Source organism: Microbispora sp. NBC_01389, assembly GCF_045040095.1.
Classification (GTDB): domain Bacteria; phylum Actinomycetota; class Actinomycetes; order Streptosporangiales; family Streptosporangiaceae; genus Microbispora.
In genome coordinates this window covers 2,736,163-2,760,440 of record NZ_CP109552.1, presented here as the reverse complement: position 1 = coordinate 2,760,440, position 24,278 = coordinate 2,736,163, and the positions used below count along the sequence as shown (strand labels likewise).

General features: G+C 72.4%; 22 protein-coding genes and 2 tRNA genes. 5 read left to right on the top strand and 19 right to left on the bottom strand.

Annotated features, from left to right (window positions below; all coding sequences use genetic code 11):
• Positions 1 to 142: 142 nt before the first annotated feature.
• Positions 143 to 1,300 (top strand): transcription termination factor Rho, encoded by a 1,158-nt coding sequence (rho, locus tag OG344_RS12480; protein WP_405088360.1) that lies wholly within the window; start codon positions 143 to 145, stop codon positions 1,298 to 1,300.
• Here rho and OG344_RS12475 read toward each other — a convergent pair.
• Genes OG344_RS12475 through deoC form a run of 4 tightly spaced genes read right to left on the bottom strand, consistent with a single transcriptional unit; the run spans position 1,297 to position 4,769 of the window.
• A complete protein-coding gene (locus tag OG344_RS12475) occupies positions 1,297 to 2,172 on the bottom strand; it encodes an aldehyde dehydrogenase family protein (protein ID WP_405088359.1) in 876 nt (291 codons plus the stop codon). The two genes, rho and OG344_RS12475, sit on opposite strands and share 4 nt — an antisense overlap.
• Positions 2,165 to 2,404: a hypothetical protein gene (locus tag OG344_RS12470; protein ID WP_327049366.1), complete on the bottom strand. Its 240-nt coding sequence runs from the start codon at positions 2,402 to 2,404 to the stop codon at positions 2,165 to 2,167. The genes OG344_RS12475 and OG344_RS12470 overlap by 8 nt, the downstream gene beginning before the upstream one ends.
• Positions 2,394 to 3,821 carry an aldehyde dehydrogenase family protein gene (locus OG344_RS12465; RefSeq protein ID WP_405088358.1) on the bottom strand — a complete coding sequence of 476 codons (1,428 nt, stop codon included), beginning with the start codon at positions 3,819 to 3,821 and terminating at the stop codon, positions 2,394 to 2,396. Before OG344_RS12465 ends, OG344_RS12470 begins: the two co-directional genes overlap by 11 nt.
• A gap of 9 nt (positions 3,822 to 3,830) precedes the next feature.
• Positions 3,831 to 4,769 carry a deoxyribose-phosphate aldolase gene (gene deoC / locus OG344_RS12460; protein WP_405088357.1) on the bottom strand — a complete coding sequence of 313 codons (939 nt, stop codon included), beginning with the start codon at positions 4,767 to 4,769 and terminating at the stop codon, positions 3,831 to 3,833.
• 216 nt (positions 4,770 to 4,985) lie between these two features.
• Here deoC and OG344_RS12455 point away from each other — a divergent pair, with 216 nt between their 5' ends.
• Together OG344_RS12455 and OG344_RS12450 are read left to right on the top strand one after the other, a co-directional pair.
• Positions 4,986 to 5,147 (top strand): hypothetical protein, encoded by a 162-nt coding sequence (locus OG344_RS12455; protein WP_327049363.1) that lies wholly within the window; start codon positions 4,986 to 4,988, stop codon positions 5,145 to 5,147.
• Positions 5,148 to 5,256: 109 nt separating this feature from the next.
• On the top strand, positions 5,257 to 8,151 hold the full coding sequence (locus OG344_RS12450) for an ATP-binding protein (protein WP_405088356.1): 2,895 nt from the start codon (positions 5,257 to 5,259) through the stop codon (positions 8,149 to 8,151).
• 42 nt (positions 8,152 to 8,193) lie between these two features.
• Here OG344_RS12450 and OG344_RS12445 read toward each other — a convergent pair whose 3' ends face one another.
• The 10 genes from OG344_RS12445 to OG344_RS12400 form a co-directional block, all read right to left on the bottom strand.
• Entirely contained in the window at positions 8,194 to 8,763 is a 570-nt protein-coding gene (locus OG344_RS12445) for a TMEM165/GDT1 family protein (protein WP_327049361.1), read from the bottom strand.
• A gap of 210 nt (positions 8,764 to 8,973) precedes the next feature.
• Positions 8,974 to 10,026, bottom strand: coding sequence for a UDP-N-acetylmuramate dehydrogenase (locus OG344_RS12440; protein WP_405088355.1), 1,053 nt, complete (start codon positions 10,024 to 10,026; stop codon positions 8,974 to 8,976).
• 90 nt (positions 10,027 to 10,116) lie between these two features.
• The gene (locus tag OG344_RS12435; protein WP_405088354.1) at positions 10,117 to 10,569 is read right to left on the bottom strand and encodes a hypothetical protein; all 453 of its coding nucleotides are present in this window, start codon (positions 10,567 to 10,569) and stop codon (positions 10,117 to 10,119) included.
• Between the two features lie 103 nt (positions 10,570 to 10,672).
• Positions 10,673 to 11,101, bottom strand: coding sequence for a MaoC family dehydratase (locus OG344_RS12430; RefSeq protein ID WP_405088353.1), 429 nt, complete (start codon positions 11,099 to 11,101; stop codon positions 10,673 to 10,675).
• Between the two features lie 2 nt (positions 11,102 to 11,103).
• On the bottom strand, positions 11,104 to 11,553 hold the full coding sequence (locus OG344_RS12425) for a MaoC family dehydratase N-terminal domain-containing protein (RefSeq protein ID WP_327049357.1): 450 nt from the start codon (positions 11,551 to 11,553) through the stop codon (positions 11,104 to 11,106).
• A gap of 415 nt (positions 11,554 to 11,968) precedes the next feature.
• A complete protein-coding gene (gene rpmG, locus OG344_RS12420; protein WP_030921771.1) occupies positions 11,969 to 12,133 on the bottom strand; it encodes a 50S ribosomal protein L33 in 165 nt (54 codons plus the stop codon).
• A gap of 79 nt (positions 12,134 to 12,212) precedes the next feature.
• Positions 12,213 to 12,286: transfer RNA gene (locus OG344_RS12415), tRNA-Met, on the bottom strand.
• 180 nt (positions 12,287 to 12,466) lie between these two features.
• Positions 12,467 to 12,539, bottom strand: a tRNA-Thr gene (locus tag OG344_RS12410).
• Between the two features lie 138 nt (positions 12,540 to 12,677).
• Positions 12,678 to 13,106, bottom strand: coding sequence for a hypothetical protein (locus OG344_RS12405; protein ID WP_405088352.1), 429 nt, complete (start codon positions 13,104 to 13,106; stop codon positions 12,678 to 12,680).
• A gap of 59 nt (positions 13,107 to 13,165) precedes the next feature.
• Entirely contained in the window at positions 13,166 to 13,375 is a 210-nt protein-coding gene (locus tag OG344_RS12400; RefSeq protein ID WP_405088351.1) for a transposase, read from the bottom strand.
• Between the two features lie 140 nt (positions 13,376 to 13,515).
• Between OG344_RS12400 and OG344_RS12395 the strand changes: the two genes are divergently transcribed.
• On the top strand, positions 13,516 to 14,166 hold the full coding sequence (locus tag OG344_RS12395; RefSeq protein WP_327049354.1) for a hemerythrin domain-containing protein: 651 nt from the start codon (positions 13,516 to 13,518) through the stop codon (positions 14,164 to 14,166).
• Here the strand turns inward: OG344_RS12395 and OG344_RS12390 are convergent.
• Positions 14,102 to 17,437 (bottom strand): BTAD domain-containing putative transcriptional regulator, encoded by a 3,336-nt coding sequence (locus OG344_RS12390; RefSeq protein ID WP_405088350.1) that lies wholly within the window; start codon positions 17,435 to 17,437, stop codon positions 14,102 to 14,104. The two genes, OG344_RS12395 and OG344_RS12390, sit on opposite strands and share 65 nt — an antisense overlap.
• A 298-nt stretch (positions 17,438 to 17,735) precedes the next feature.
• Here OG344_RS12390 and OG344_RS12385 point away from each other — a divergent pair, with 298 nt between their 5' ends.
• Entirely contained in the window at positions 17,736 to 18,110 is a 375-nt protein-coding gene (locus OG344_RS12385; protein WP_405088349.1) for an STAS domain-containing protein, read from the top strand.
• Here OG344_RS12385 and OG344_RS12380 read toward each other — a convergent pair whose 3' ends face one another.
• From OG344_RS12380 to OG344_RS12365, 4 genes are all read right to left on the bottom strand, one after another.
• Entirely contained in the window at positions 18,111 to 20,222 is a 2,112-nt protein-coding gene (locus OG344_RS12380) for a transglycosylase domain-containing protein (protein WP_405088348.1), read from the bottom strand.
• 84 nt (positions 20,223 to 20,306) lie between these two features.
• A complete protein-coding gene (gene bla, locus OG344_RS12375) occupies positions 20,307 to 21,281 on the bottom strand; it encodes a class A beta-lactamase (RefSeq protein WP_405088347.1) in 975 nt (324 codons plus the stop codon).
• 109 nt (positions 21,282 to 21,390) lie between these two features.
• Complete coding sequence (locus tag OG344_RS12370) at positions 21,391 to 22,839, bottom strand: protein kinase domain-containing protein (RefSeq protein ID WP_405088346.1); 1,449 nt, start codon at positions 22,837 to 22,839, stop codon at positions 21,391 to 21,393.
• Positions 22,829 to 24,205: a DUF4407 domain-containing protein gene (locus OG344_RS12365; RefSeq protein WP_405088345.1), complete on the bottom strand. Its 1,377-nt coding sequence runs from the start codon at positions 24,203 to 24,205 to the stop codon at positions 22,829 to 22,831. Before OG344_RS12365 ends, OG344_RS12370 begins: the two co-directional genes overlap by 11 nt.
• Positions 24,206 to 24,278: the final 73 nt, after the last annotated feature.

Genomic DNA, 24,278 nt, shown 5'->3' with positions numbered 1-24,278 from the left:
CCCGCGCGATCCGTGATCTGACGGGCGACCTGCCCGTCCGTTCCAGGCGCGGCGTCCCACGATCCGCCTCCGGCGGACAACCCCATCATTCGTGCATGTGAGTCCCGTGAGGACTCCGCACACTCCCACACCGAGGAGTCCTGTGACCCCCACCGCTCTCACCGTTCCGAGGCCCCGCGCCTCCTCCCGTACGCGACGGGTCCCGGCCGGCGCCGCCCCCGCGACCGTCGCCACCGAGGTCGGCGGCCTGCTCGACTTCGCCGGCCGGAACGCCGTGATCCGGTCGCGCGGCTACCTGCCCGGGCCGAAGGACGTGACCGTCCCGGCCGCGCTCGTGGCGCGGTACGGCCTGCGCCGCGGCGACCTCATCCGGGGCGCCGGGGAGAACGGCAGGCTCGCCTCCGTCGTCTCGCTGAACGGTGCCCCGGTCGACGCCGGTGCGTCCCGGCCCGACTTCGCCGACCTCGTGCCGATCCATCCCGACGAGCGGCTGCGCCTGGAGACGACGCAGAACGTCCTGGCCACCCGCGTCATCGACCTGTTCGCCCCGGTCGGCAAGGGCCAGCGCGGCCTGATCGTCGCCCCGCCGAAGGCCGGCAAGACGATGTTCCTCAAGGCCGTCGCGAACGCGATCACGGCCAACCACCCCGAGTGCCACCTCATGGTCGTCCTGGTGGACGAGCGGCCCGAGGAGGTCACCGACATGCGCGAGACGGTCCGGGCCGAGGTCGTCGCCTCGACCTTCGACCGCCCGCCGCAGGACCACATCACAGCGGCCGAGCTGGCCGTCGAGCGGGCCAAGCGGCTGGTGGAGACCGGCCGGGACGTGGTCATGCTGATCGACTCGATCACCCGCCTCGGCCGGGCGTACAACATGGCCGCGCCGAGCGGCGGGCGAGTGCTCACCGGAGGCATGGACGCGCGGGCCCTGCACCAGCCCAAGAGGGTGCTCGGCGCCGCCCGCAACATCGCCGGCGGCGGCTCGCTGACGATCCTCGCGACCGCGCTGGTCGAGACGGGCTCGAAGATGGACGACAACCTCTTCGAGGAGTTCAAGAGCACCGGCAACATGGAGCTCAAGCTGAGCCGGAGCCTCGCCGACCGCCGCGTCTTCCCCGCCGTCGACGTCGTCGCGTCCGGCACCCGCCGGGAGGAGCTGCTGCTCGACGCCGCCGAGCTGCCGCTGATCTGGCGGCTGCGGCGGGCGTTGCAGGACCAGGAGTCGTTCGAGCGCTTCCTCGGCTCGCTGAAGAACACCGGCTCGAACGCCGAACTCCTCCTGGCCCTGTCGAGGGGTTAGACGCCGATGGGGTGCCAGACGGTCTTGGTCTCCAGGAACGCCGACATCCGCTCGATGCCGGGGTCGGCGAGCCAGTCCACGCGGCCGGTCGGCGGCCGGAGCACCCGCTTGAGGTTCTCGGCGGCGAGTTCCTCGCACGTGACGGCCAGCTCGGGGTCCGCGCCCGTCAGGTCGACGCCGTTGACGTCCATGTGGCCCGCGAGCCAGGGAGCGATCTCGGCGGCCGAGCCGGTGAGGATGTTCACCACCCCGCCCGGCAGGTCGGAGGTCGCCAGCACCTCGGCCAGCGTGATCGCCGGCAGCGGCGCCCGCTCGGAGGCCACGACCACGCAGGTGTTCCCGGTCACGATCACCGGCGCGATCACGCTGACCAAGCCCAGCAGCGGGCCCATCGGCGGGGCGACCACGGCCACCACGCCGGTCGGCTCCGGGCTCGACAGGTTGAAGTACGGCCCGGCGACGGGGTTGGCCGACCCCAGGACCGCCCCGATCTTGTCGGACCAGCCCGCGTACCAGACCAGCCGGTCGACCGCCGCGTCCACGAGCTCGCCGGCCTTCTTCGCGGAGACGCCGTCGGCGTCGACGACCTCGGCGGCGAACTGCGCGCGCCGGCCCTCCAGCATCTCGGCGATCCGGTACAGGATCTGGCCCCTGTTGTACGCCGTGGCGCCCGACCACCCGGCGAACGCCTTCCTGGCGGCCGAGACGGCGTCCCTGGCGTCCTTGCGCGAGGCCCGGGCGGCGTTGGCGAGGAAGTCTCCCTTGGAGGAGGTCACGGCATACGACCTTCCGCTCTCCGAACGCGGGAACGCGCCGCCGACGAACAGCTTGTACGTCTTGCGCACGGCCAGCCGCGCGGCCTGCTCACTCATCGAAGGTTCCAATCTCGAGCGGACGGGCGGGCTGGTAGGTCTGGCCGCACCGGCACACGCCGCCGCGGTGCGCGAACCACCCGTGCCGTACGGCGAAGCGGCGGGAGCGGCGGCCCCGGGAGAAGCCCTCTCCGGCTCCCGCGTCGGCCCGGCGGGCCAGGCGGTGGCGACGTCCGGCGTCGCAGCGGGCGTGCGGCGGGGCCGCGTGACGGTCACACCGGTCATACCGCAAGGTAGGCCTCCAGACCGTGCCGCCCGCCCTCGCGGCCGTACCCCGACTCCTTGAAGCCGCCGAACGGCGAGGCGGGGTCGAACCGGTTGAACGTGTTGGACCAGACGACGCCCGCCCGCAGCCGGGACGCCATCCACAGCATGAGCGAGCCCTTCTCGGTCCACACACCCGCCGACAGCCCGTACGGCGTGTTGTTGGCCTTCTCCACCGCCTCGGCGGGGGTCCGGAACGTCAGCACCGACAGCACCGGCCCGAAGATCTCCTCGCGGGCGATCCGGTGCGACTGGGCGACGCCGGTGAACAGGGTGGGCGGGAACCAGTATCCCCGGTCCGGGATCGGGCAGGAGGGCGACCAGCGCTCGGCGCCCTCCGCCTCCCCGGCGTCCGACAGCTCACGGATCCTGGCGAGCTGCTCGGCCGAGTTGATCGCGCCGATGTCGGTGTTCTTGTCCAGCGGGTCGCCGAGCCGGAGCGTGCCGAGACGCCGCTTGAGCGCCTCCAGCAGGTCGGCGGCGACCGACTCCTGCACCAGCAGCCGCGATCCGGCACAGCAGACGTGGCCCTGGTTGAAGAAGATGCCGTTGACGACGCCCTCGACGGCCTGGTCGATCGGGGCGTCCTCGAACACGATGTTGGCGGCCTTGCCACCGAGTTCCAGCGTGAGCTTCTTGCGGGTGCCCGCGAGGCTCCTCGCGATGTGGCGGCCGACCTCGGTGGAGCCGGTGAAGGCGACCTTGTCCACCCCGGGGTGGGCGACGAGCGCGGCGCCGGTCCCGCCCGCGCCGGTGACGATGTTGACGACCCCCGGCGGCAGGCCGGCCTGCCGGCAGATCTCGGCGAAGGCGAGCGCGGTCAGCGGCGTGGTCTCGGCGGGCTTGAGCACGACCGTGTTGCCGCAGGCCAGCGCGGGCGCGATCTTCCAGGCCAGCATGAGCAGCGGGAAGTTCCACGGGATGATCTGCCCGGCCACCCCCAGCGGGCGCGGGTCAGGGCCGAATCCGCTGTAAGCCAGCTTGTCGGCCCAGCCGGCGTAGTAGAAGAAGTGGGCGGCGACCAGCGGGAGGTCCACGTCGCGCGACTCGCGGATCGGCTTGCCGTTGTCGAGCGTCTCCAGCACGGCCAGTTCACGCGACCGCTCCTGGATGATCCGGGCGATCCGGAACAGGTACTTGGCCCGCTCGGCGCCCGGCATGCCCGACCAGAGGGGGAACGCCTTGGCGGCGGCCTGGACCGCGCGGTCGACGTCGGCCTCCCCCGCCCACGCGACCTCCGCGAGAACCTCCTCGGTGGCCGGGTTGACGGTCTTGTGGCGTTCCTCGCCCTGCGGCTCGACCCACTCGCCGTTGATGAAAAGGCCGTACGACGGCCGGATGTCGACGATGTCCCGCGACTCGGGCGCGGGTGCGTATTCGAACATGACTCAGCCTCAGTCGAGCGTGAAGTAGTCGGGACCCGCGTACCGGCCGGTGGCCATCTTCTGCCGCTGCATGAGCAGGTCGTTCAGCAGCGAGGAGGCGCCCAGGCGGAACCAGTCGGGGTGCAGCCAGTCGGGCCCCGCGGTCTCGTTGACGAGCACCAGGTATTTGATCGCGTCCTTGGTGGTGCGGATGCCGCCCGCGGGCTTCACGCCCACCTGACGGCCGGTCGCGGCGCGGAAGTCACGCACGGCCTCCAGCATGACGAGCGTCACCGGAAGGGTCGCGGCCGGCGACACCTTGCCGGTCGAGGTCTTGATGAAATCCGCTCCGGCGATCATCGCCAGCCAGGAGGCCCGCCGCACGTTGTCGTACGTCGCGAGCTCCCCGGTCTCCAGGATCACCTTCAGATGGGTGTCGCCACAGGCCTCCTTGATTGCGACGATCTCCTCGTACACCTTGAGGTAATCGCCGGCGAGGAACGCGCCGCGGTCGATCACCATATCGATCTCGGACGCGCCCGCGGCCACCGCGAGGGAGGTGTCGGCGACCTTCACCTCCAGGGAGGACCGTCCGCTGGGGAACGACGTGGCGACCGACGCGACCTTCACCCCCGAGCCGGCGAGGGCGCTCACGGCCGTCGCGACCAGGTCGGGGTAGACGCAGACCGCGGCGACCGGCGGCACGGAGGCGTCGCCGGGGTCGGGCCGCACGGCCTTGGCGCACATCGCCCTGATCTTGCCGGGGGTGTCGGCGCCCTCCAGAGTCGTGAGGTCGACCATTCCGATGGCCATGTCGACGGCCTGTTTCTTGGCGGTCGTCTTGATCGATCGCGTGCCCAGCATCGCGGCGCGGGCGTCCGCGCCGACCCGGTCGACCCCGGGAAGGCCGTGCAGGAACGCCCGCAGCGTCGAATTTGAGGAGGCGACCTCCGCGAGCGGAGTAGTCATAGTTGGCACGGAACCAGCATCGCCGACCACGGCGAATGATTCCAAACCCGGGGACCCAGGTGTTCCTAAGACATCGCCTCACCCGCCTTAGACGGCGTAGGCCGGCGGTCGCACACCGGGCGGCCGAGAGATAGGGCATCCGCCCGATGTGGCGGGGGGCGTCTTAGACCGAACCTTGAGGAGTACGGAAAGAAGCCTCGGACAAGGAGAACCCCGATGGGGCCGGAACTGCACTACCAGATCATGATCAACAGGGTCGCCGAGCTCCAGGAGGAGGCCGCCTCGCATCGGCGCGCCCGCCAGGCGCTGGCCGGCCTCAAGGCGCGGCAGCGTGCCCGCCGCATGCGCGGGACGTTCGGCAAGCTCCGCAACTCGTGACCCGCGCACGACGGCCCGGCCGGACCCTCCCTCCCGGCCGGGCTTGCCGGCCCCCGTAGGACAAAAAAGCAGGCGAAGACAGACAAAGGGTCATGACATGCTTTACGACATGACACGCCGGGCGGTTAGCCCCGTCTTCGTGGGGCGGGACGCGGAGCTGGAGACCCTCGCCGAGGCCTACGACCAGGCCCGCAAGCAGGCCACCGCGGCGGTGCTGATCGGCGGCGAGGCAGGGGTGGGGAAGACCCGCCTCGCCGGCCGGTTCGCGGAGGAGGCCGCGGAGGACGGCGCCCACGTGCTCGTCGGGGGCTGCGTGGAGCTGTCCGCCGAGGGTCTCGCGTACGCCCCGTTCACCGCCGCGCTGCGCCAGCTGGTCAGGGAGTCCGGAGCCGCCGAGGTCACCGCGCTGCTGCCCGACGGCGCCGGCCGGGACCTGGCCAGATTGCTGCCCGAGTTCGGCGAGCCGACCGGCGACGGGGAGACGGAGTCAGCCCGCGCCCGGCTGTTCGAGCTGATCCTCACGCTGCTGGAACGGCTCGCCGAGCGGCGGCCGGTCGTCCTCATCATCGAGGACGTCCACTGGGCCGACCGCTCCAGCCGCGACCTGATCGCCTTCCTCAGCCGCAACCTGCGGACGGCCCCCGTCCTGATGGTCATGACGTACCGGTCGGACGAGCTGCACCGCACCCATCCCCTGCGGCCCGTGCTGGCCGAGCTGGGCCGGGTCGACGGGGTGACGCGGCTGGACCTGCCGCGCTTCACCCAGGACGAGGTCGCCGCGCAGATGGCCGGGATCCTCGGCGTCACCCCCGCGTTCGCCAGGGTCGACCGGGTCTTCGAGCGCAGCGGCGGCATCCCGCTGTTCGTGGAGGCGCTGCTCGACTGCGGCGAGGAGTGTTCCTTCCCCGACTCGCTGCACGACCTCATCATCGGGTCGGTGGAGCGCCTGCCCGAGGAGAGCCAGCGGGTGCTCCGCGTCGCCGCCGCCGGGGGCGTCCGGGTGGGGCACGCCCTGCTCGCGGCGGTGAGCGGGCTGTCGGACGTGGACCTGGAGGACGCGCTGCGGCCGGCCATCGCCGCCAACGTGCTGCAGGTCGCCGACGGCGGGGCGTACGCCTTCCGGCACGCCCTGATCCGCGAGGCGGTCCACGACGAGTTGCTGCCGGGCGAGCACGCCCGGATGCACGCGCGGTACGCCGAGGAGATCGACCGCGACCGCACGCTGGTGCCCCCGGGGCGGGCGGCCATCGAGATCGCCCACCACTGGTACTCCGCCCGCGACGACCGGTGGGCGCTGATCTCCGCCTGGGAGGCGGCGGAGAAGGCGGCCAAGTCGTTCGCCTACACCGAGCAGATCCAGCTGCTCGAACGCGTGCTGACGCTGTGGGACAAGGTGCCCGGCGCCGCCGGCCACATCGGCCAGGACCACTGCACGGTGCTCGAACGGGCCTCGGAGGCGGCGTACGTCAGCGGCGACATGGAGCAGAGCCTGAAGTACGTGCGCGGCGCGCTCGCCGAGCTGGACGAGCGGACCGCCCCGGAGCGGGTGGCCGAGCTGCTGGTCCGCATGGCGAACGTCAAGTCGCAGAAGGCCAAGCCCGGCAGCCTGGACGACCTGCGCCGCGCCGAGGGCCTGGTGCCGCTGCCCGGAGACACCCGCACGCTCGTGCTGACCCGGCTCGGCACGGTGCTGATGTGCTCCGACCAGGTCGTCGAGGGCACGGCGGTCACGCAGGAGGCGCTGCGCACGGCCCGTGAGAAGGGGCACGAGGTGCAGGAGGCCGACCTGCTGATCAACCTCGCGCTCGGCCACTCCATCAACGGCGACCTGGAGACCACGTTCGCGCTCAACGAGCGGGCGCTGGCGATGGGCACCCGCCTGGACTCACCCCGGATCATCCTGCGCGCCCTCGGCAACAACGTCGACGCCCTCGACAACCTCGGCCGCTCGGACGAGGCGGTGCAGCTCGCCCTGGAGGGGGAGAAGCTCTCCCGCCGGTACGGCAGGTTCCGCCACCAGGGGGTGTTCATCGCCAACAACCGGGCGGAGGCGCTGGAGTCGCTCGGCCGGTGGGACGAGGCCATCGAGGTCATCGACCGGGCCATGACCATGGGGCCCACCCTGCGCACCCGCTGGCACATGCTGCGCGTCCGGGCGGACATCGCGATCAGCCGGGGCGAGGAGGACCTGGCGCAGGACGTCCTCTCCGAGGTCGGCGTCTTCTCCCCGCGCCGCGAGGAGCAGACGCAGGAGTGGACGCACAACACCCGCCTGGCGCTCGCCTTCCACCTGATGCGCGGCGAGCCGCTCAAGGCGCTGGACCTCCTGGAGGCCGCGCTCGGCAACCCGCCGCTGTCGCGCAAGGCGATGCTGGCCGGGCGGCTGCTCGCGTCGATCCGGTACGTCTGCGACGCCGCCGCGCCGGTCGCGCCCGAGCGGGTGGCGAAGGTGCGGGCGCACGGCGACCGCCTGGCGGAGAACCTGGGCGGCGGACCGGTGAACGAGGCGTTCGGCCTGGTCTACCGGGGAGAGTTCGACGCGGCGGCGCAGGCGTGGCGGCGGCTGGGCCGCCCGTACGTCCAGGCCAAGGCGCTGCTGCTCGCGGCGGCGGACGCCGCCGCGCACGGCGACCGCGAGGGGGCCTCCGCGCGGCTGCACGAGGCCTCCCCGCTCGCCACCGCGCTCCGCGCGACCCCGCTGGTCGCCCAGATCGAGACGCTGGCCCGCCGCGTCGGGTCGCCGCTCTCCAGGAGCCCGCTGCCGGATCCCACGCCGTCTGCCGCCTCGCCGTCCAGATCCGGACGGCAGGCCGACCTGACCCCCCGTGAGCTGGAGGTGCTCCGCCTGGTGGCGGCCGGGCGGAGCAACCGCGACATCGCGGCGGAGCTGTTCATCTCGGCCAAGACCGTCAGCGTCCACGTGTCGAACATCCTGCCGAAGCTCGGCGTGTCGACCCGGGGCGAGGCCGCCGCCGCGGCCCACCGCCTGTCTCTCCTGGACTAACCGAACAGCGCTCAACCGAACAAGGGCTCAACCGAACAGCGCTCAACCGAACAGGGGCTGCACCAGCAGCAGCACACCGAAGACGGCGAACGCCGCGGCGGCGCCGTACTTGATCCACTTTTCCGGCAGGCGGCTGCCGAGGAAGCGCCCGACCAGGATCGCCAGCGCGTCGGCCGCGACCATGCCGATGGTCGAGCCGATCCAGGTGCCCAGCCAGCCGTGCTGGGTGGCCAGCGTGATGGTCGCGAGCATCGTCTTGTCGCCCAGCTCGCTGAGGAAGAACGCCACACCGACGGCGACGAACGCGTTGCGGGTCGTCCTGGCCGCCTTCCCCTCCTCCTCCTCGCTGAGCTCGTCGCCGCGCAGCGTCCACAGCGCGAAGGCGAGGAACGCGAGGCCCGCGACGATCGAGATCGCGGTGGTGGGGAGCGCGTCGCCGACGACCCTGCCGAGGGCGACGCTGCCGAGATGCACGAGCGCGGTCGCGACGGTGATGCCGGCCAGCACCGGGAGCGTCCTGAACCGGGTGGCGAAGGTCAGGGCCATGAGCTGGCTCTTGTCGCCGAGCTCGGCCACGAAGATGACGACGAGGGAGATCCAGAGGGCTTGCACGGGGTCGCCTTCCGAGGGGAGGTGCGACCGGGCCGCCGTACGACACCCGGGGAACGGGCACGACTTCGGCCCGGCAGCATGTGGTCATGACTGTCGGGCCGAAGGTCTCGTCCGCCACGGGGGCTCCACGACCGGGCGGGTGAACCGCCAGTGTGTCGATCAGTGGATTTCGGACTACTCCCCTTCGGTGTTGTCCTAGTTTAACTGATGCTAAAGACGTGCTCCCACCAGCACGGGCTCGTTGACGAGCCACACGCCGAACTTCTCGTGCACGCCGTCACGCACCTCGCGGGCCAGCGCGAGCAGCTCGCCCGCGCCCGCCTCCCCGGTGGGATTGGTGAGGGCCAGCGTGTGCTTCGTGGAGATGCGGGCCCGGCCCTTCTCGTAGCCCTTGGGGAACCCGGCGTTCTCGATCAGCCACGCCGCCGGGACCTTCACCGAGCCGCCGGGCATGTCCCAGCGCGGATGGCCGGGGGCGCGACGCTCCAGGGCCGCCGCCTCGTCCGGGCCGAGCACCGGGTTGGTGAAGAAGGACCCCGCGCTGCGTGTGTCGGGGTCGCCGGGGTCGAGCACCATCCCCTTGCCGCGCCGCAGCTCCAGCACCGCCTCACGCGCCTCGGCCAGCGGCACCCGCGCGCCGATCTCCACGCCGAGCCGCGCGGCCAGTTCGCGGTACGCCACGGGCCCCGACAGCGCGGACCGCTCCAGGGCGTAGGTGACCGCCAGCACCACGTGCCGGTCGGGGTCCTGCTTGAAGGCGCTGTGCCGGTAGGAGAAACCGCACTCCGCCGCCGTGAGGCCGGCCACCTCGCCGGTCCTCCGGTCGAACGCGCGGACGCCGGTGACGGTCTGCGAGACGTCCTGCCCGTACGCCCCGACGTTCTGGATCGGGGTGGAGCCCACCAGGCCGGGAATGCCCGACAGGCACTCGACGCCCGACAGGCCCTCGGCGACGCACCGGGCGACCAGGGCGTCCCAGTCCTCCCCCGCCTGCGCGGTCACGAGCACGCGCCCGTCCCCGTCCGGCGCCGCCTCGACGCCCCGGGTGACGACGCGGACCACCAGCCCGCCGAACCCCTCGTCGCCGACGAGCAGGTTGCTCCCGCCGCCGAGCACCAGCACGGGTTCCCTGTCGCGGTCGGCCTCGGCCACCATCGCGACCAGGTCGCCGGTGGTGTCCGCCTCGGCGAACACCCGGGCCGGGCCGCCCGTACGCAGGGTGGTGTACCGGGCGAGGGCCACCCCTGCCAGCCGCTCAGCCATTCGTCTCCTCAGCGCGTCCCCCCAGGCTGTGTAGAGGGACCCGGGGCCGTGTCGAGGAACAGGATAGCCACCCTGACCGGCCCGTCCAGTTCACGGAGTGGGAGGGGCGTCCCGGTCGGAGGGTGAGTCGGTGCCGGTCTCGCCGCCGGTCTCGACGCCGGTGTCGCCGCCGGTCTCGACGCCGGTCCCGGCGATGGACCGGTCGATCCGGGAGGTGGCCGAACTGCCGTCCCACAGAAGCTGGGAGGCGACCATCGACGCCTCGCCCGACGGGGTCAGCGCCGTCTCGATCGTCCCGCCGGGGGCGACGTCCCGCTTGACCTCGGTGATCTCCTCGTGGCCCGCCGCCCGCGCGGCCTCCCGCGCGTTCCCCGCGCGGGGTGACGGCAGCCCACCCCCCTGGGCGTCCCCGGCCTTGCCCGGATCCTGCGTCTGCGTCGCCACGCCGGCGGTGTCGTCGTGCTCCCGCTGGGTCGTGACCGGCTCGTTGACGACGCCCTCGGTCTCTGAAGTGTCGGTCTCTGAAGTCTCTCGCTCGCTCACGATCCGACCGCTACCCAGCACCGGCGCCGCCAAGCGCCGCCAAGCCCCGTCATGGCCGGTCAGCGCCGATCGAAGCCGGCATCGAAGCCGGTATCGAAGCCGGTCAGGAGAGCTGGACCACCGCGCGGGCCTTGGACAGGACCCGGGAGTCGCCGGACCTCGCCGTGAGCGTGACCACGACGCGCTTGTCCTCGCGCTTCTCCTCCACGATCCCGCTGATCGTGATCGTCGCGCCGTTGTCGTCGTCGGGCACCACGACCATGGACGAGAACCGGACGCCGAACTCGACCACCGCGCCGGGGTCACCCGCCCAGTCGGTCACGAACCGCCCGCCCTGCGCCATCGTGTACATGCCGTGCGCGATGACGTCGGGCAGGCCGACCGCCTTCGCGTGGCGCTCGTTCCAGTGGATGGGGTTGAAGTCGCCCGAGGCCCCGGCGTACCGCACCAGGTCGACCCGGCGCACCCGGTACTCGGCGGCCGGGATCTCCTGGCCGGCCTCCACGTCGTCGTACTTGACCGTCGCCGCCATGATCAGGCCGCCCCTCCGCGCTCCACGATGATGTTGTAGGTCCGGCAGACCAGCTCGCCGGAGGTGGTGTGCACGTCGCTGCGCACGGTCAGGAACTCGTTGCGGCCGACGCTGCGGATCTCCGCGATGGTCGAGGCGCACACGAGCTCGTCGCCCGCCTGGATGGGCCGCTCGTACTCGAACCGCTGCTCGCCGTGCACGACCATGGAGAAGTCGAGCCCCAGCTCGGGGTCGGTGAGCGCGTCGCCGGTGCCGAGGAGGCTGAACACGATCGGGAAGGTCGGCGGCGCCACGACGTCAGGGTGCCCGGCCGCCACGGCGGCCTGCCGGTCGTGGTAGATCGGGTTGCCGTCGCCGATCGCGGTGGCGAACTCGCTGATCTTGACGCGGCTGACCTCGTAGGGCGCGGACGCCTGGTACGTCCGCCCGACGAAGTCGCGATTCAGAGGCATCGGCCGTGCTCCTTAGAGAATGAGCTCCCCAGTGAGCTCCTCAGAGAAATGAGCTCCTCGGGGGATGAGCGGGTGACCGTACGCTAGCAACACCCGATCCGGCCCGCCGTCACCGCCGCACCGCGCAAGATCCGTCACAGCAGATCCGTCACAGCAGCACCGGGACGGAAGCACCGGGACGGAAGCGCCGACACGAAAACCGGCGCCTCCGCGACGGAGACGCCGGTCATACGTGATCGAGGTCGGACTGCGTCCAGAACCGCTGTCGACGGCCTGGAGTGCGAGGCCTGGGACAGGGTGGGACCGAGTCGACGCCGGGTGACACCGATGCCCTGGAGCGACGTCCTGGACGGCACCGGGAAAGCCGACCACCGCGTTCGCGGCGCGGAATCACGCGCGCCGGACCGCGCTACGGTCAGCGGGTCTCGCGGTGCGCCTGGTGCGTCTTGCAGTTGGGGCAGTACTTCTTCAGCTCAAGCCGATCCGGGTCGTTGCGCCGGTTCTTCCGCGTGATGTAGTTGCGGTGCTTGCACTCCTGGCAGGCCAGCGTGATCTTCGGCCTAACGTCTGTGGCAGCCACGTGGGAGTGCCTTTCTACGTCTGGGACTACTGGACAACCCAGGCCGGGGCCGCCTACGTGAGGTGACCCGGCAGGGTAGTAGCGGAGGCCGGACTTGAACCGGCGACACAGCGATTATGAGCCGCTTGCTCTGCCTGACTGAGCTACTCCGCCTCGGCCGGAGAAACCGCACCCGGCCACGCAAGGATACCCGACCCGTACGGCTCTTCGCGCATCGGGATCAGCCGTGATCGGGATCGGTCAGCCGATGGGGAGAGGCACCCCCACCAAGCCAAAAGCCCCACCCAGCAACATTCCCCCAGGAACACCACTCAGATAGGACTTTCCGGCCAGAGCCCCCAAACGGAATCGAACCGTTGACCTTCTCCTTACCATGGAGACGCTCTGCCGACTGAGCTATAGGGGCGGGCCCGGCTGCGCTCTCGCGCCTCGCGGACAGGTGTAACCATACACGGCCACGCCGACCGATGCGAACCAGATACCCCTCCCGGCAATCTTCGCCCCGGGCGAACCTCGCCGGTCGCGGCACTCGAATATCCCCGGCTCACGGTGTCGGCAGCGCCCCGGAGAGATCGGCCGCGGGCCGCTGGCGGACCGGCACGTCGGCGGCGACGGCGTACCTGCTGAAGTAGCCCTTCCCCCGGACGGGGGTCACGTTGCTGAGCGTCACCGTGGCGTCGTACGGCGCGTCCTCGCAGGCGGGCAGGCACCAGGTGCCGCTGAGCTTGCCCGCGCCGACGGCCCGGGTCGGCCCCCAGGACCGCCAGGTGACCTCGCTGATCGTGCTGAACTCCGAAAGGACCAGGTTCACCGGCCGCTGGTCGGGGCGCCCCTGCTCCGCACCCCGCAGGTTGAGCACGTACACCGGTGTCTCGGCGGCCGGGCCGGCCGGCGACGCGCCGCAGCCGGAGACCCCCACGGCGAGGGCCGCGCCCGCGACGGCGAGCGTGGTGACAGTGGTGGCCAGGCGCATCGATTCCCCCTCGGCACTCTGAGTGCCCGAGATCGGCGCGGGTTACGCCTGGGGCCCGCCTACCTGACGGCCGTACGGGTGCCGCCGGTCCGCTCCGGCAGGGCGATCACCTCGCACAGGTCGGCGAGGTCGACGAACCGGGCGACCTCCTCGACCGACCGGCAGTCGGCGACCAGCCGTCCGTGCCGCCGCACGCGCAGCACCTGGCGGTCGCGGTGGTACGCCGGAACGATCTCGTACCCGCCGGGACCCACCCATCGCCTGTCCATAGGGGAACAAGCTATCGGTTCTTCCCACCGTTCTCTCGCGTCCCTTGGGAATCGGGTTTAAGTAAGGACCTAACCGACCCCAAGCGCCGGAGCGCACAGTGAGCGTGCCCGACCACCCCGCTTACGAAAGGCATCGCGCGATGTCCGACGCCCCCGCCCCGCACCCCGCCAACCTGCCCGCCCCCAACCTGCTGGGCTTCCGCATCACCCACCGCGCGATGCGGGCCGACTCCCGGCGCCTCGCCGACGCCACCGGCGAGATCGCCGCGGGCCGGCAGCCGTGCGGCCCCGAGCGCGCCGCCGCGATCAAGAACTACGTGGTCAAGCTGTGCCAGGGCATCCATCACCACCACAAGGCGGAGGACGACCACCTGTGGCCCCTGCTGGTCCGGTCGGCGGGCGCCGAGGTGGACCTGAGCGAGCTGAGCGAGGACCACTCCGAGCTCGATCCGCTGCTGGCGGAGATCCAGGCCGTCGCGGGCGACCCCGCCGAGCTGGCCAAGCCGATGCGCCGCCTGGCCGACCTGCTGGACGAGCACATCGCGGAGGAGGAGCGGCAGCTCTTCCCGGTCATCATGCGGCACGTCACGGCGAAGGACTGGGAGGAGCTGGAGAAGCACGTCCGCAAGGGCGGCGACCCGCGGTTCGAGCTGCCCCGCATCGAGCGGCACGCGCGGCCGGAGGAGCTGGCCGAGCTGCGCAAGGTGGCCGGGCCCGTCCTGGTCGTCATGCTGGCGCTGCTGCGTCCCGGCCACCGGCGCCGCGAGCGTCTCGTGTTCGGCGCGGCGTGAGCGCCCGGCGGGCGGCCTCCTCCCAGTGCGGGGAGCCGGCCTGCCGGGCCACCTCGGCGGCCCGCCGGTAGTGCGCGTCCGCGTCGCCGGGCCGGCCCAGGAACACGGCGAGGTCGCCCAGCGTGCGGGCCACCGGCCCGGCCGTGACCGATCCCGAGTGCAGGCCGGCCAGCTCGCCGTCGTACGGCAGCAGCAGCTCGTAGCACTCGGCGGCCACCTCCCGGTCGCCCAGCGCCGCCGCGTTGTCCGACCGCAGCGACATCAGCAGCAGCCAGTAGTAGTCGCGCCGGGGCCGGTGCCCGGGCAGCCACACGGCGCGGGCCTCGTCGACGCGTCCGGTGCCGACGAGCGCCCGGGTGTAGATCTCCATGCTGTCCTCACGCAGGCGCTCCCAGAGGACGGTGAGCTCCTCCACCATCCCGGCGAGGCGTCCGGCCGCCAGCGCGACCACGAAGCGGCCGACCATCCCCACCATCGCGCCGTTCGCGTCGCCAGTGCGGGCCAGCCGTTCGCCGAGCTCGCCGTACGCGCGGCCGGCCCGCTCGAAGTCGCCCGTCACCAGCAGGCGCAGGGCGTCGAGGAAGGCGAGGATGCCGAGGGCCAGGCCGAGCTGGCCGGTCGTCGACAGCGCGGCGCCCCTGTCGGCGTGCTCGCGCGCCGACGCCCAGTCGTTGCGGGCGAGCGCGACCATGAGCAGCGCGAAGTGGCCGAGCGTCTGGTAGCCGAGCAGTCCCGCGGCGGCGGACGCGGCCAGCAGGTCGTGCCCGAGCGTCTCCAGCTCCGCCCGCCGGCCCGGCGCGAGGCAGGCCCAGTAGCGGGCGTTGAGCGCCATGCAGCGCAGCCGGGGGTCGCCGAGGGCGTCCGCGATCGCCAGCGCCTCGGCGCTCGCCGTCTCGACGCGCTCCGCGTCGTGCCCTTCGAGCGCGTGGCAGAGGGCGACGAGCATGCGGCAGCGCAGCTCCCCCGCCTCCGCCGGCATCGAGCCCTCGATCGCCCCGACAAGGCGCGGGTCGTACGCGCGGTCGGGCTGGATGGTCCAGATGACCGGCGCGTCGAACGACGTGACCGCGCGGGCGACCGCCGCCAGGTCTCGCATCTCCCGGCTCATCTCTTCGGCCAGCGTGAGGGCCCTCTCCCGGTTCCGGAGCGCGGTGATCACGTCGCCCGCGTGCGCCTGGGCGGACACCAGATCGCACAGCAGGCCGAGCCGGACGTCCCGGGGCGGCTCGCCGGTCCCCTCGGTCAGCAGGTCGAGCGCGTCCAGGGCGCCCTGCAGCAGCGTCGCCGCCTCGCCGTACGCGTGGTAGACCGACGAGGCCTGGCGGGCGGCGCGCGCCGCGTACCCCGCCGCCGTGAGGGCGGTCGCGGTGGTCGCGGCGGCGAGCGCGTGGTGCCCGAGCGCCCCCACGTCGCCGGGCCGCACGGCCTCCAGCGCGGTGAGGACCCTGCCGTGGATCCGCGTACGGCGCAGCCGGGGGATGTCCTCGTACAGCGTCTCGCGGACGAGCACGTGGGCGAAGCGGACGTGGCCGGGGCGCGGCTCCTCCAGCAGGCCGGACAGCACGCCCGCCTCCAGGCCGTCGAGCACCGTCTCCTCGTCGGCCCCCGGCATCGCGACGAGCACGTCCGCGTCGGCCTCCCGGCCGAGGACGGCGGCGGTGCGGAGCGTCGTCTGCGCCGTGGCCGGCAGCCGGGCGAGGCGGCGGCGGATCAGGTCGCGGACGCCCGGCGGCAGCGCGTTGGCCGCGGCCGGGCCGTCCACCGCGAGCAGCCGGGCCGTCTCGGCCACGAACAGGGGGTTGCCGCCGGTCCGCTCGGTGACCGTGCGGACCAGCGTCGCGTCCACCTCCGCGCCGGAGCGCTCGGTGAGCAGGCGCGCCACCTCCGGCTCGCCGAGGCCGCCCAGGGTGATGTTCTCCACGGCCTGGACGGCGAGCGCGGCGGCGGTGGCCGTGAGGTCGTCGCCCGCCTCCGCCGGCCGGTGCGTCAGCAGGACGAGGACCGGCGTGCGGGCCAGGCGGCCGGCGAGATGACGCAGCAGCTGGAGGGTCTCCTCGTCGGCGCGGTGCACGTCCTCCAGCACTATCAGCAGTGGTCCCGGCACGCCCTCCAGGTAGTCGCCGGCCGCCCGCGCCAGCCAGAACTGGCCCACGGGCGCGGCGTCGTCGGTCAGCAGCGGCGCGAGCCTGGCCGCCGTCCCGGGCTCCGGCGGCCGGGTGGCGGAAAGATCGCGCAGCACCTCGCTCCAGGCCCACGCGGGCGGCACGCCGCCGGTCGTCTCCGGGCAGCGGCCGACCACGGTCTGCCAGCCGTCCCCGGACAACCGCCGCACCAGCGCGTCGGCGACCGTGCTCTTGCCCGAGCCCGCCTCGCCGCCGAGCCAGGCGATGCGGAAGCCGTCCCGCGCCTGCCCGGCCGCGGCGACCAGCCGGGACAGCTCCGCCGTACGGCCGACCATCCGGAAGGCGGCGGGGGCGGGCTCGGCCCGCGTCTCCCGTACGGGCGGGCCGATCACGGGCGCGGGGTCGAGCGACTCGGCCTGCGCGAGGATGTCCGCCTCCAGCGTGCGCAGCGCGGGCCCGGGGTCGACGCCGAGCTGGTCGGCGAGCAGGGCGCGGGTGCGGCGCAGGGCCGCGAGCGCCTCCCCCTGCCGTCCGCCCCGGTAATAGGCCAGTGCGAGCAGCCGTACGGCGTTCTCGCGCAGGGGATGCTCGGTGAGGTGGCGTTCCAGCTCGGGGACGATCTCGGCGTGGCGGCCCAGCGCGAGCGCCGCCTCGGCGCGGTACTCGGCCGCGACCACCCGCAGTTCGTCCAGGTGGCTCACCTCGGGCGCGGCCCACTCCTCGTCGCCGAACTCGGCGTACGCCGGGCCGGTCCACAGCGCCAGGGCCTCGTTGACGAGGTCGAGCGCCCGGGCGGGCGCGCCCTCGGCGAGGAGGCCGGAGGCGGCCTCGACCAGCCGGGGGAAACGCCAGGCGTCCACGTCGTCCGGCTCCAGCGCGAGGCGGTAGCCGGGCGGAGCGGTCACCAGCACGCGGGCGGCGGCCCGAGGCGGGCGGCCCGGCTCCAGCACGCGGCGCAGGTTGGAGACGTAGACCTGCAACGCGCCCAGCGCCCGCGGCGGCGGCTGGCCCTTCCAGAGGTCGTCCACGAACCGGTCGGTCGACACCACGTGGCCGTGCGCGCAGACGAGCCGGGCGAGCACGGCGCGCTGGAGCGACGTCCCGAGGTCCGCGCGGCGGCCGTCGACCTCCGCCGCGATTCGCCCCAATATTCTCAATCGCACCATAACGGGGTAAGCATATGTAGCGGATCCGGCTGCGGCAGCAGGAGACAACATCACACCGCGGTGGTGAATTTCTTCCACTCGATCGACGCAGCGGATAAGAATTGTTACTCTCAGTAGGGCCCAACTAGTGCAATGTTCAACTGAGCCCTACCTCTGGAAGGCAGGACGCGTTCGCCGTCCCGCCGTCGAAGCGCTTCGTCAGGTCGCCCCGGACCTCCCCCACGGCCCCCCACGGCTCCGTCAGTGGTCCCCGGCGTCGAGAAGAGCGAAGGGAGCCACCGTGGAGACGTGGACGGCACCGAGCCCTGCCCCCACCCGATGGTGGGTGCTGGGCATGCGCGGAGAGCTGGATCTCCACGCGGTGCGGCATCTTCACGAGCCCCTGCGCGGCCTGATCGAGGCCAGGGGCCCGTGGCTCGCCCTCGACCTGAGCGAGGTGCGGTTCATCGACACCACCGGGGTCGGGCTGCTGGTGCGCCTGGCGCACCACCTGCGCGGCCGGGAGGGCGACCTGGCGCTGATCGCGCCCAGAGGCCAGGTGCTGCGGATCCTCCGCTGGACGAACCTGACCCGGCTGTTCCGCGTGCTCGACACCGCCGACGCGCTGGCCGACCTCGCCACCGACTACCCGCCCCGCCTCGGCCGGGCGACCTGACTAGTCGAACCTGATCTCCACCGGGGTGTCGTCGCGCGGCGGCGCCACCGGGCGGCAGCTCTGGCCGCACCCGCCGAACGAGGGGTCGAGCGGGGTGAACTTCGTCGCCGGCGTGCCACTCAGCGCCTTGAGCATCGTGTCCTTCCAGATGGGGCCGGGGACGCTGGCGCCGAACACCTCGCCGTAGTAGCGGCCGCCGATCGTCACGCCGTTCAGCTTGTACTTCGACGTGCCGCGCGGGTCGCCGAGGCTGACCGCGCCGGCCAGGTCGGGGGTGAACCCGGCGAACCAGGCGGAGGAGGAGTTGTCGGTGGTGCCGGTCTTGCCGGCCGCATCGCGGCCGATGCCGCCGACCGCCGCCATCGTGCCCTTGGTCAGGACGCCGGACAGCACGTACGCCGCCGCGTCCGCCACCTCGGGGTCGAGTGCCTGACGGCACTTGGGCGTGTAGTCCGTCGTCCTGCCCGTGCTGTCGGTGATCCGGCTGATCGCCATCGGCGCGCAGTACTTCCCGCGCGCCCCGATCGCGGCGTAGGCGTTCGCGACCGTCACCGGGTCCATCTCGTTGATGCCGAGGGTGAACGTCTCGAACTCCTGGAGCGCGCCGCCGTCGGACCGGTGGATGCCCAGCGACTTGGCCGTCTTGACCACCTCGCAGAGCCCGGCCCGCCGCTCCAGCTCCATGAAGAACGTGTTGACCGAGTGCCAGGTGCCGGTCTGCAGGGTCAGCCAGCCGGGCGCACCCTCGTCGTTGGTGACCGTGTGGCTCGGGTCGCCGATGGGCTGGCCCGCGCAGTTCCTGAACGTGGAGTAGCCGGGGGCGGTGTAGCCGGCGCCCACGCTGAACCCGTCGTTGACCTTCATGCCCTGCTTCAACGCGGTGAGCAGGGTGAACGTCTTGAAGGTCGACCCCGCCTGGAAGCCGATGCCGCCGCCGTGCGCCGCGTCCGCGACCAGGTTGTAGGACATCTCCTTCCTGATCTTGCGCGTCCCGTACGGCCGGCTCGCGGCCATCGCCCGGATCGCCCCGGTGCCGGGCTGCACCAGCGCCTCGGCGGCCACCGGGTCGTCGGACGGGTTGACCCACTTCCTGATCGCCGCGTCCGCCGCCGCCTGCATGGAGGGGTCGATCGTGGTCCTGATGGTCAGGCCGCCCCGGTTGAGGAACCGCGACCGGTCCTTGGCCGTCTTGCCGAAGTCGGAGTTGCTGAGAATCTCGTTGCGCACATAGACGCAGAAGTACGGATATTTGCTGGACTCGCAGCCGCCGGGCAGCTTCGTTCCCTTGTACCCGAGCTTGGCGGCTTTCGCCTTGGCCACCTCGGCTTGGGTGATCTTGCCCAGCTCGGCCATCCGGTCGAGCACGACGTTGCGCCGCTTCAGCAGCCGGTCGCGGTGGGTCTTGCCGAGGTTGGGGTCGGTGGCGTTGGGGTCCTGCACCGCGCCCGCCAGCGTCGCCGCCTGCGGCAGCGTCAGCTCGCTCGCGCCGACCCCGAAGAACCGCTTCGCCGCCGCCTCGACGCCGTACGCCCCCGCGCCGAAGTAGGCGATGTTCAGGTACTTCTCCAGGATCTCGTCCTTGGAGTACTTCTTCTCCACGCCCATCGCGTACCGCAGCTCGTTGAGCTTGCGGGCGTAGCTGGCCTCCAGGGCCTTGTTCTTCTCCGCCTCGGTGTCGGCCGAGTTCAGCAGCACCTGCTTGACGTACTGCTGGGTGATCGAGGAGCCCCCCTGGGCCACCCCGCCCGCCTGCATGTTCCTGGCCAGCGCGCGGAGGGTGCCCTCGATGTCGATCGGGCCGTGCTCGTAGTAGCGGTAGTCCTCGATCGAGATGATGGCCGTCTTCATGACGTCGGCCATCTGGTCGAGCGGGACGACCTCGCGGTACTGCTCGTAGAACCGCGCGATCTCGCGGCCCTTGACGTCCTGGACCACCGAGATCTGCGCGAGCGGAGGCTCGGGGAGGTCCCGTGGTTCGAGGCCGACGTCCCTGACGGCCGACACCAGGCCGACCCCCGCGCCGCCGACCGCCGGCAGCGCGATCCCCGCGACCAGCACGCCCGCCGCCGCTCCCATGGCGGCCAGACGCAGCATCTTCCCCGTGGCGTTCACGTGATCATCCCCAACTCGACTTCCCCGTCCCCCGAATCGATAAGGACAAGGTTATGGGGCCGTAAAGGGGTTCGAGACCCGGTCCTACGACAGCAGGCCGAGGCCGCGCACGAGGACGGCGGCGGTCCGCGCCACGACCTCGTCGTCCGCGGAGCCGCCGGCGGCGTGGCGGTTCGTGTAGATGGCCAGGATGATCGGAGCCGCGTCCTCGGCCGGCCAGATGACGGCGATGTCGTTGGCGGTGCCGTACGTGCCGCCGGTGCCGGTCTTGTCGCCCACGATCCACTTCGGGGGCAGCCCGGCGCGGATGCGAGCGCCGCCGGTCGTGGTGCCGCGCAGCCACCCGGCGAGCCGGGACCGGTCCGCCGCGTCGAGCGCGCCGCCGGCGGTGAGCGCGCGCAGGTCGCGGGCGATCGCCACGGGCGTGGTGGTGTCGCGCCTCTCCTTGGGCGACCACACGTTCAGCTCGGGCTCCCAGCGGTCGAGACGGGAGACCTGGTCGCCGAGCGAACGGAAGTAGCGGGTCAGGCCCTCCGGCCCGCCGATCCGCTTCAGCAGCAGGTCACCGGCGGTGTTGTCGCTGTGGACGATCGCCGCCCGGCACAGCGCGGCGAGCGTCATGCCGTCGTCCACGTGCTTGCCCGTCTCCGGCGAGTGCGGCTTCACCTCACCGGCCGTCCACCGGACCACCTCGCGGGACAGCTCGGCATCGGTGGTGCCGGCCAGCACCGCCCCGGCGGCGAACGCCTTGAAGGTGGACGCCAGCGGGAACCGCTCGCCCTCCCGGTAGCCGATCGTGCTCCCGGTCGCCGTGTCGATCGCGTACGCGCCGATGCGGCCCCGGAAGGAGGCCTCCAGCCTGCGCAGCGTCTTCCGTACGGCCGCCTCGCCGTGCGCGGGCACCGCAGAGGCCCGGGCCGAGGGCGTGGTCTGGGCCGAGTTCGTGGCGGGAGGTCCGCCCGAACCCGGCACGCCGCCCCCCGCACCGGCACTGCAGGCGGCGCACGCCAGGACGGCGGCCACCGGTACGGCGGTTCTCCACCCGCCCAGCCGTCTCATGACAGAGGAGCCAACCAGAGGCGACAAAGTCGTGTCCAATGCGTCGCAGCCGATGTGTCGCAGCCCATGTGTCGCAGCCGATGTGTCATCGCCCCCGCCGGCCGGTTCGTCACTCGGCGACCTGCCGCCGGACGGCGGGGCTGAGGCCGGAGAGGAGGCGTTCGGCACGGCCGTCGGTGGTCGCCCGCAGCAGGGCCGCGATGACGGCCGGCGGCACATTGTCGAGGACCCGCCAGGCCCGCCGTGTCGTCATCGACTCGACCAGCCGGACCGCTGTCATGGTGGGGCCGAGCGCGGTGAGGATCGCGGCGGCGCCCCGGTCCGCGACCCCCGCCAGGACCAGGGTGCCCCGGCCCGTGGGCATCACGCGCAGCACCGCGGCCGCCCCCGTGGCGGCCATGTGGTCGACGGCCCGGCCCGCTCGCGCCGTCCCCATCAGGGCCAGCACCGTGGCCGCCGCCGACGGCTCGCCCGCCATGGCGTCGAGCAGCGCGCCCGCGACCGCCGGATCCAGGGCGTCGAGCAGCGACGCGGCCACCTGCCTCGGCTGCGCGAGCAGCAGGCGCGCCCCCTCGGCCGGAGACGCCCGCCGGATCGTCTCCACCGTCGGCACCCCCCGAGACGCCCCCGGCGGCGGACCGGCCAGTGCGCCTGGCGGCGGACCGGGCGGTGCTCCCGGCGGCGGACCGCAGGCAACCGGCGGCGCCTGGGATATCGGGCCGTCGAGGATCGTGCGCAGGATGGCGTCGGCTTCCTCCGCTCCCATGCGCCGTACGGGATCCTTCTCCAGGAGCCCGGCCACAACGCGGGCCAGCGGCCCGGGCCGCGTCTGCTCCGGGTCGTCGCTGATGACGGCCAGCATGGTCGCGTGCTCGTTGCCCCGGCGGAAGGGCGAGCGGCCCTCGACGGCCCAGAAGAGGGTGACGCCGAGCGACCACAGGTCGGACGCGGCGCTCGCCGCCTCCCCCTTGATCTGTTCCGGCGCCATGAACTCGGGGGTGCCGAGCAGGCGGCTGCGGGCCGTGAGGCCGCTCGTCCCGGAGATCTGGGCGATGCCGAAGTCGACCAGGACGACCTTTTCCGCCCGGCTGATCAGAATGTTGGCGGGCTTGACGTCCCGGTGCACCACGCCGGCGGCGTGTGCGGCGGTCAGTCCCCCCAGCACGTCGCGGGCGACGGACGCGGCCTTTCTCTCGGCCAGCACGCCTTCCCTGATCTGGTCTTCCAGACTGACGCCCTCGACGTGGGCCATGACGATCCACGGCCTGCCGTCCGCCTCGAAGACGTCGTGCACCACGACGATCGAGGGATGCTGGATTTGGGCGAGGGACCGCGCCTCCCGGAGCGCCCTCTCCCGCTGGACCTCGGTCCGCTCGCCGTACGGCCACAGGGGGATCTCCTTCATGGCGACCAGGCGCTCCAGCGCCGTGTCCCAGGCGAGCCACACCGCGCCCATGCCGCCCCGGCCCAGCAGGGACCGCAGTTCGTACCGGCCCACGACGACCTGCCCGGGCCGCGCCGGGCCGCCGACCGTCATGCCGGCGGAGTCAGTCGTCATCGGGGAGCAGCTCGACCCCGCCGGAGCGCTCCGGGGCGGGCCGCGGCAACCGGAGGGTGCGGGTGTCCGGCATGCGGCGCAGTTCCTGGTCCTCGACCGAGCCGTAACCGTCGGCGACGTGCTCGGCGCGGGTTCCCGTCGGCCCTCCCGACGGGTCGTCGGGACGGGAGCCGGGAACCGACGGGAGCGGCCCGGTGTCCCCCGTACGGGACCAGATGCCCCAGATGTCCGTGGCGCCGTTGGCGGGTCCCGCGGTCGGCGGCCGGGTCATCGCCCCGGCGGTGAAGCTGCCCCGCGCGGCGCGGAACTCGTGCTGCTCGGCGAGCGCGAGCACCTTCTCGTAGTTGCCGGGCCGCTGCATCAGCTTCACCGCGACCGGCAGGCACTCGATGAGCAGGAACAGCAGGAAGAGCAGCAGCCGGGTCATGCTGAGGCTCATGTCCTTGCCGGTGATCTCGTTGAGCGCCTGCATCCTGATGAGCAGCCCGTTGGTGTTGAGGTTCTCGGCGTCGAAGGACTGCTGCAGGTCTCCCTGCCGCCTCTGGGCCGCGTCGAGCTGTGCCCGCGCCTTCGGCAACGCCTCCTGCGCGCTGGTGAGGCGGACCTGCTTGGCCTCCTGACCGTTGTCGGTCAGCTGCTTCCTGCGCTTCTCGATCTGCCCGTTCAGCTGGTCGATGCGCCGCTTGTTCTTGTCGTACGCGCGCTTGCTGTCCCGGGCGAGCGGGCCGTCGCCCTTCTTCGGGCAGGACGACCCTCCGTAGAGCTGGCACTGCCACTCGGTGTAGTGCTGGTCGGCGAGCTTCCGTTCGCCGTCCCGGTCGGCGGTGAGCGCGACGATCTGCGGGTCCTGGTCGGTGGCGACGGGGACGTCACCGCCGGAGGAGACCACCTTCTCCAGGTTCGCGACCTCCTGGCGGAGCTGGCCGATGGTCTTGCCGGTCACGCCCTCTTGCTGCTGCGCGACGAACACGTCCGCCCGCCGCTGCTTGATCTCGACGATCTGCGCGTCGATCTCGGACTTGAAGATCTGCAGGACCAACGGGGTGGAGATGACGAAACCGAGAAGGAGCGCCATGAGGATTCGGGGGACGGCCAGCGGCCAGCGGCGCGGCGCGTCCGCCCTCATCGTGCTGACCAGCCAGCGGTCGAGGCTCAGGATCATCAGGCCCCACACCAGCCCGGCGAGGATGGAGACGACGACGTTGAGCCCGAGCGCGCTGCTCAGAGCGAAGGTCATCGAGATCGTGGCGAGGACGCCCGTCGTGAGGACGGCGCCCCCGATGCCCTCGAACTTGGGTTTCTCGGTCGGGCAACGCTCCAGGACCTCCGATCTCGCTCCGGACAACGCAATCAGAAAGTCCCTCATGTTTCTCCCGGGAGAGTGGAGTGCTGGCCTGCGCCGTACACACGGAAACATCGCGTGACGCGCGCCACACCGC

Excerpts from the sequence above, each read along its gene's own strand:
- OG344_RS12370 (WP_405088346.1), bottom strand. The coding sequence starts at position 22,839 with ATGACGACTGACTCCGCCGGCATGACGGTCGGCGGCCCGGCGCGGCCC.
- OG344_RS12440 (WP_405088355.1), bottom strand. The coding sequence starts at position 10,026 with ATGGCTGAGCGGCTGGCAGGGGTGGCCCTCGCCCGGTACACCACCCTG.
- OG344_RS12430 (WP_405088353.1), bottom strand. The coding sequence starts at position 11,101 with ATGGCGGCGACGGTCAAGTACGACGACGTGGAGGCCGGCCAGGAGATC.
- OG344_RS12400 (WP_405088351.1), bottom strand. The coding sequence starts at position 13,375 with ATGGACAGGCGATGGGTGGGTCCCGGCGGGTACGAGATCGTTCCGGCG.
- bla (WP_405088347.1), bottom strand. The coding sequence starts at position 21,281 with ATGAGACGGCTGGGCGGGTGGAGAACCGCCGTACCGGTGGCCGCCGTC.
- OG344_RS12465 (WP_405088358.1), bottom strand. The coding sequence starts at position 3,821 with ATGTTCGAATACGCACCCGCGCCCGAGTCGCGGGACATCGTCGACATC.
- OG344_RS12365 (WP_405088345.1), bottom strand. The coding sequence starts at position 24,205 with ATGAGGGACTTTCTGATTGCGTTGTCCGGAGCGAGATCGGAGGTCCTG.
- OG344_RS12395 (WP_327049354.1), top strand. The coding sequence starts at position 13,516 with ATGTCCGACGCCCCCGCCCCGCACCCCGCCAACCTGCCCGCCCCCAAC.
- OG344_RS12450 (WP_405088356.1), top strand. The coding sequence starts at position 5,257 with ATGACACGCCGGGCGGTTAGCCCCGTCTTCGTGGGGCGGGACGCGGAG.
- OG344_RS12405 (WP_405088352.1), bottom strand. The coding sequence starts at position 13,106 with ATGCGCCTGGCCACCACTGTCACCACGCTCGCCGTCGCGGGCGCGGCC.
- OG344_RS12455 (WP_327049363.1), top strand. The coding sequence starts at position 4,986 with ATGGGGCCGGAACTGCACTACCAGATCATGATCAACAGGGTCGCCGAG.
- deoC (WP_405088357.1), bottom strand. The coding sequence starts at position 4,769 with ATGACTACTCCGCTCGCGGAGGTCGCCTCCTCAAATTCGACGCTGCGG.
- OG344_RS12425 (WP_327049357.1), bottom strand. The coding sequence starts at position 11,553 with ATGCCTCTGAATCGCGACTTCGTCGGGCGGACGTACCAGGCGTCCGCG.
- OG344_RS12475 (WP_405088359.1), bottom strand. The coding sequence starts at position 2,172 with ATGAGTGAGCAGGCCGCGCGGCTGGCCGTGCGCAAGACGTACAAGCTG.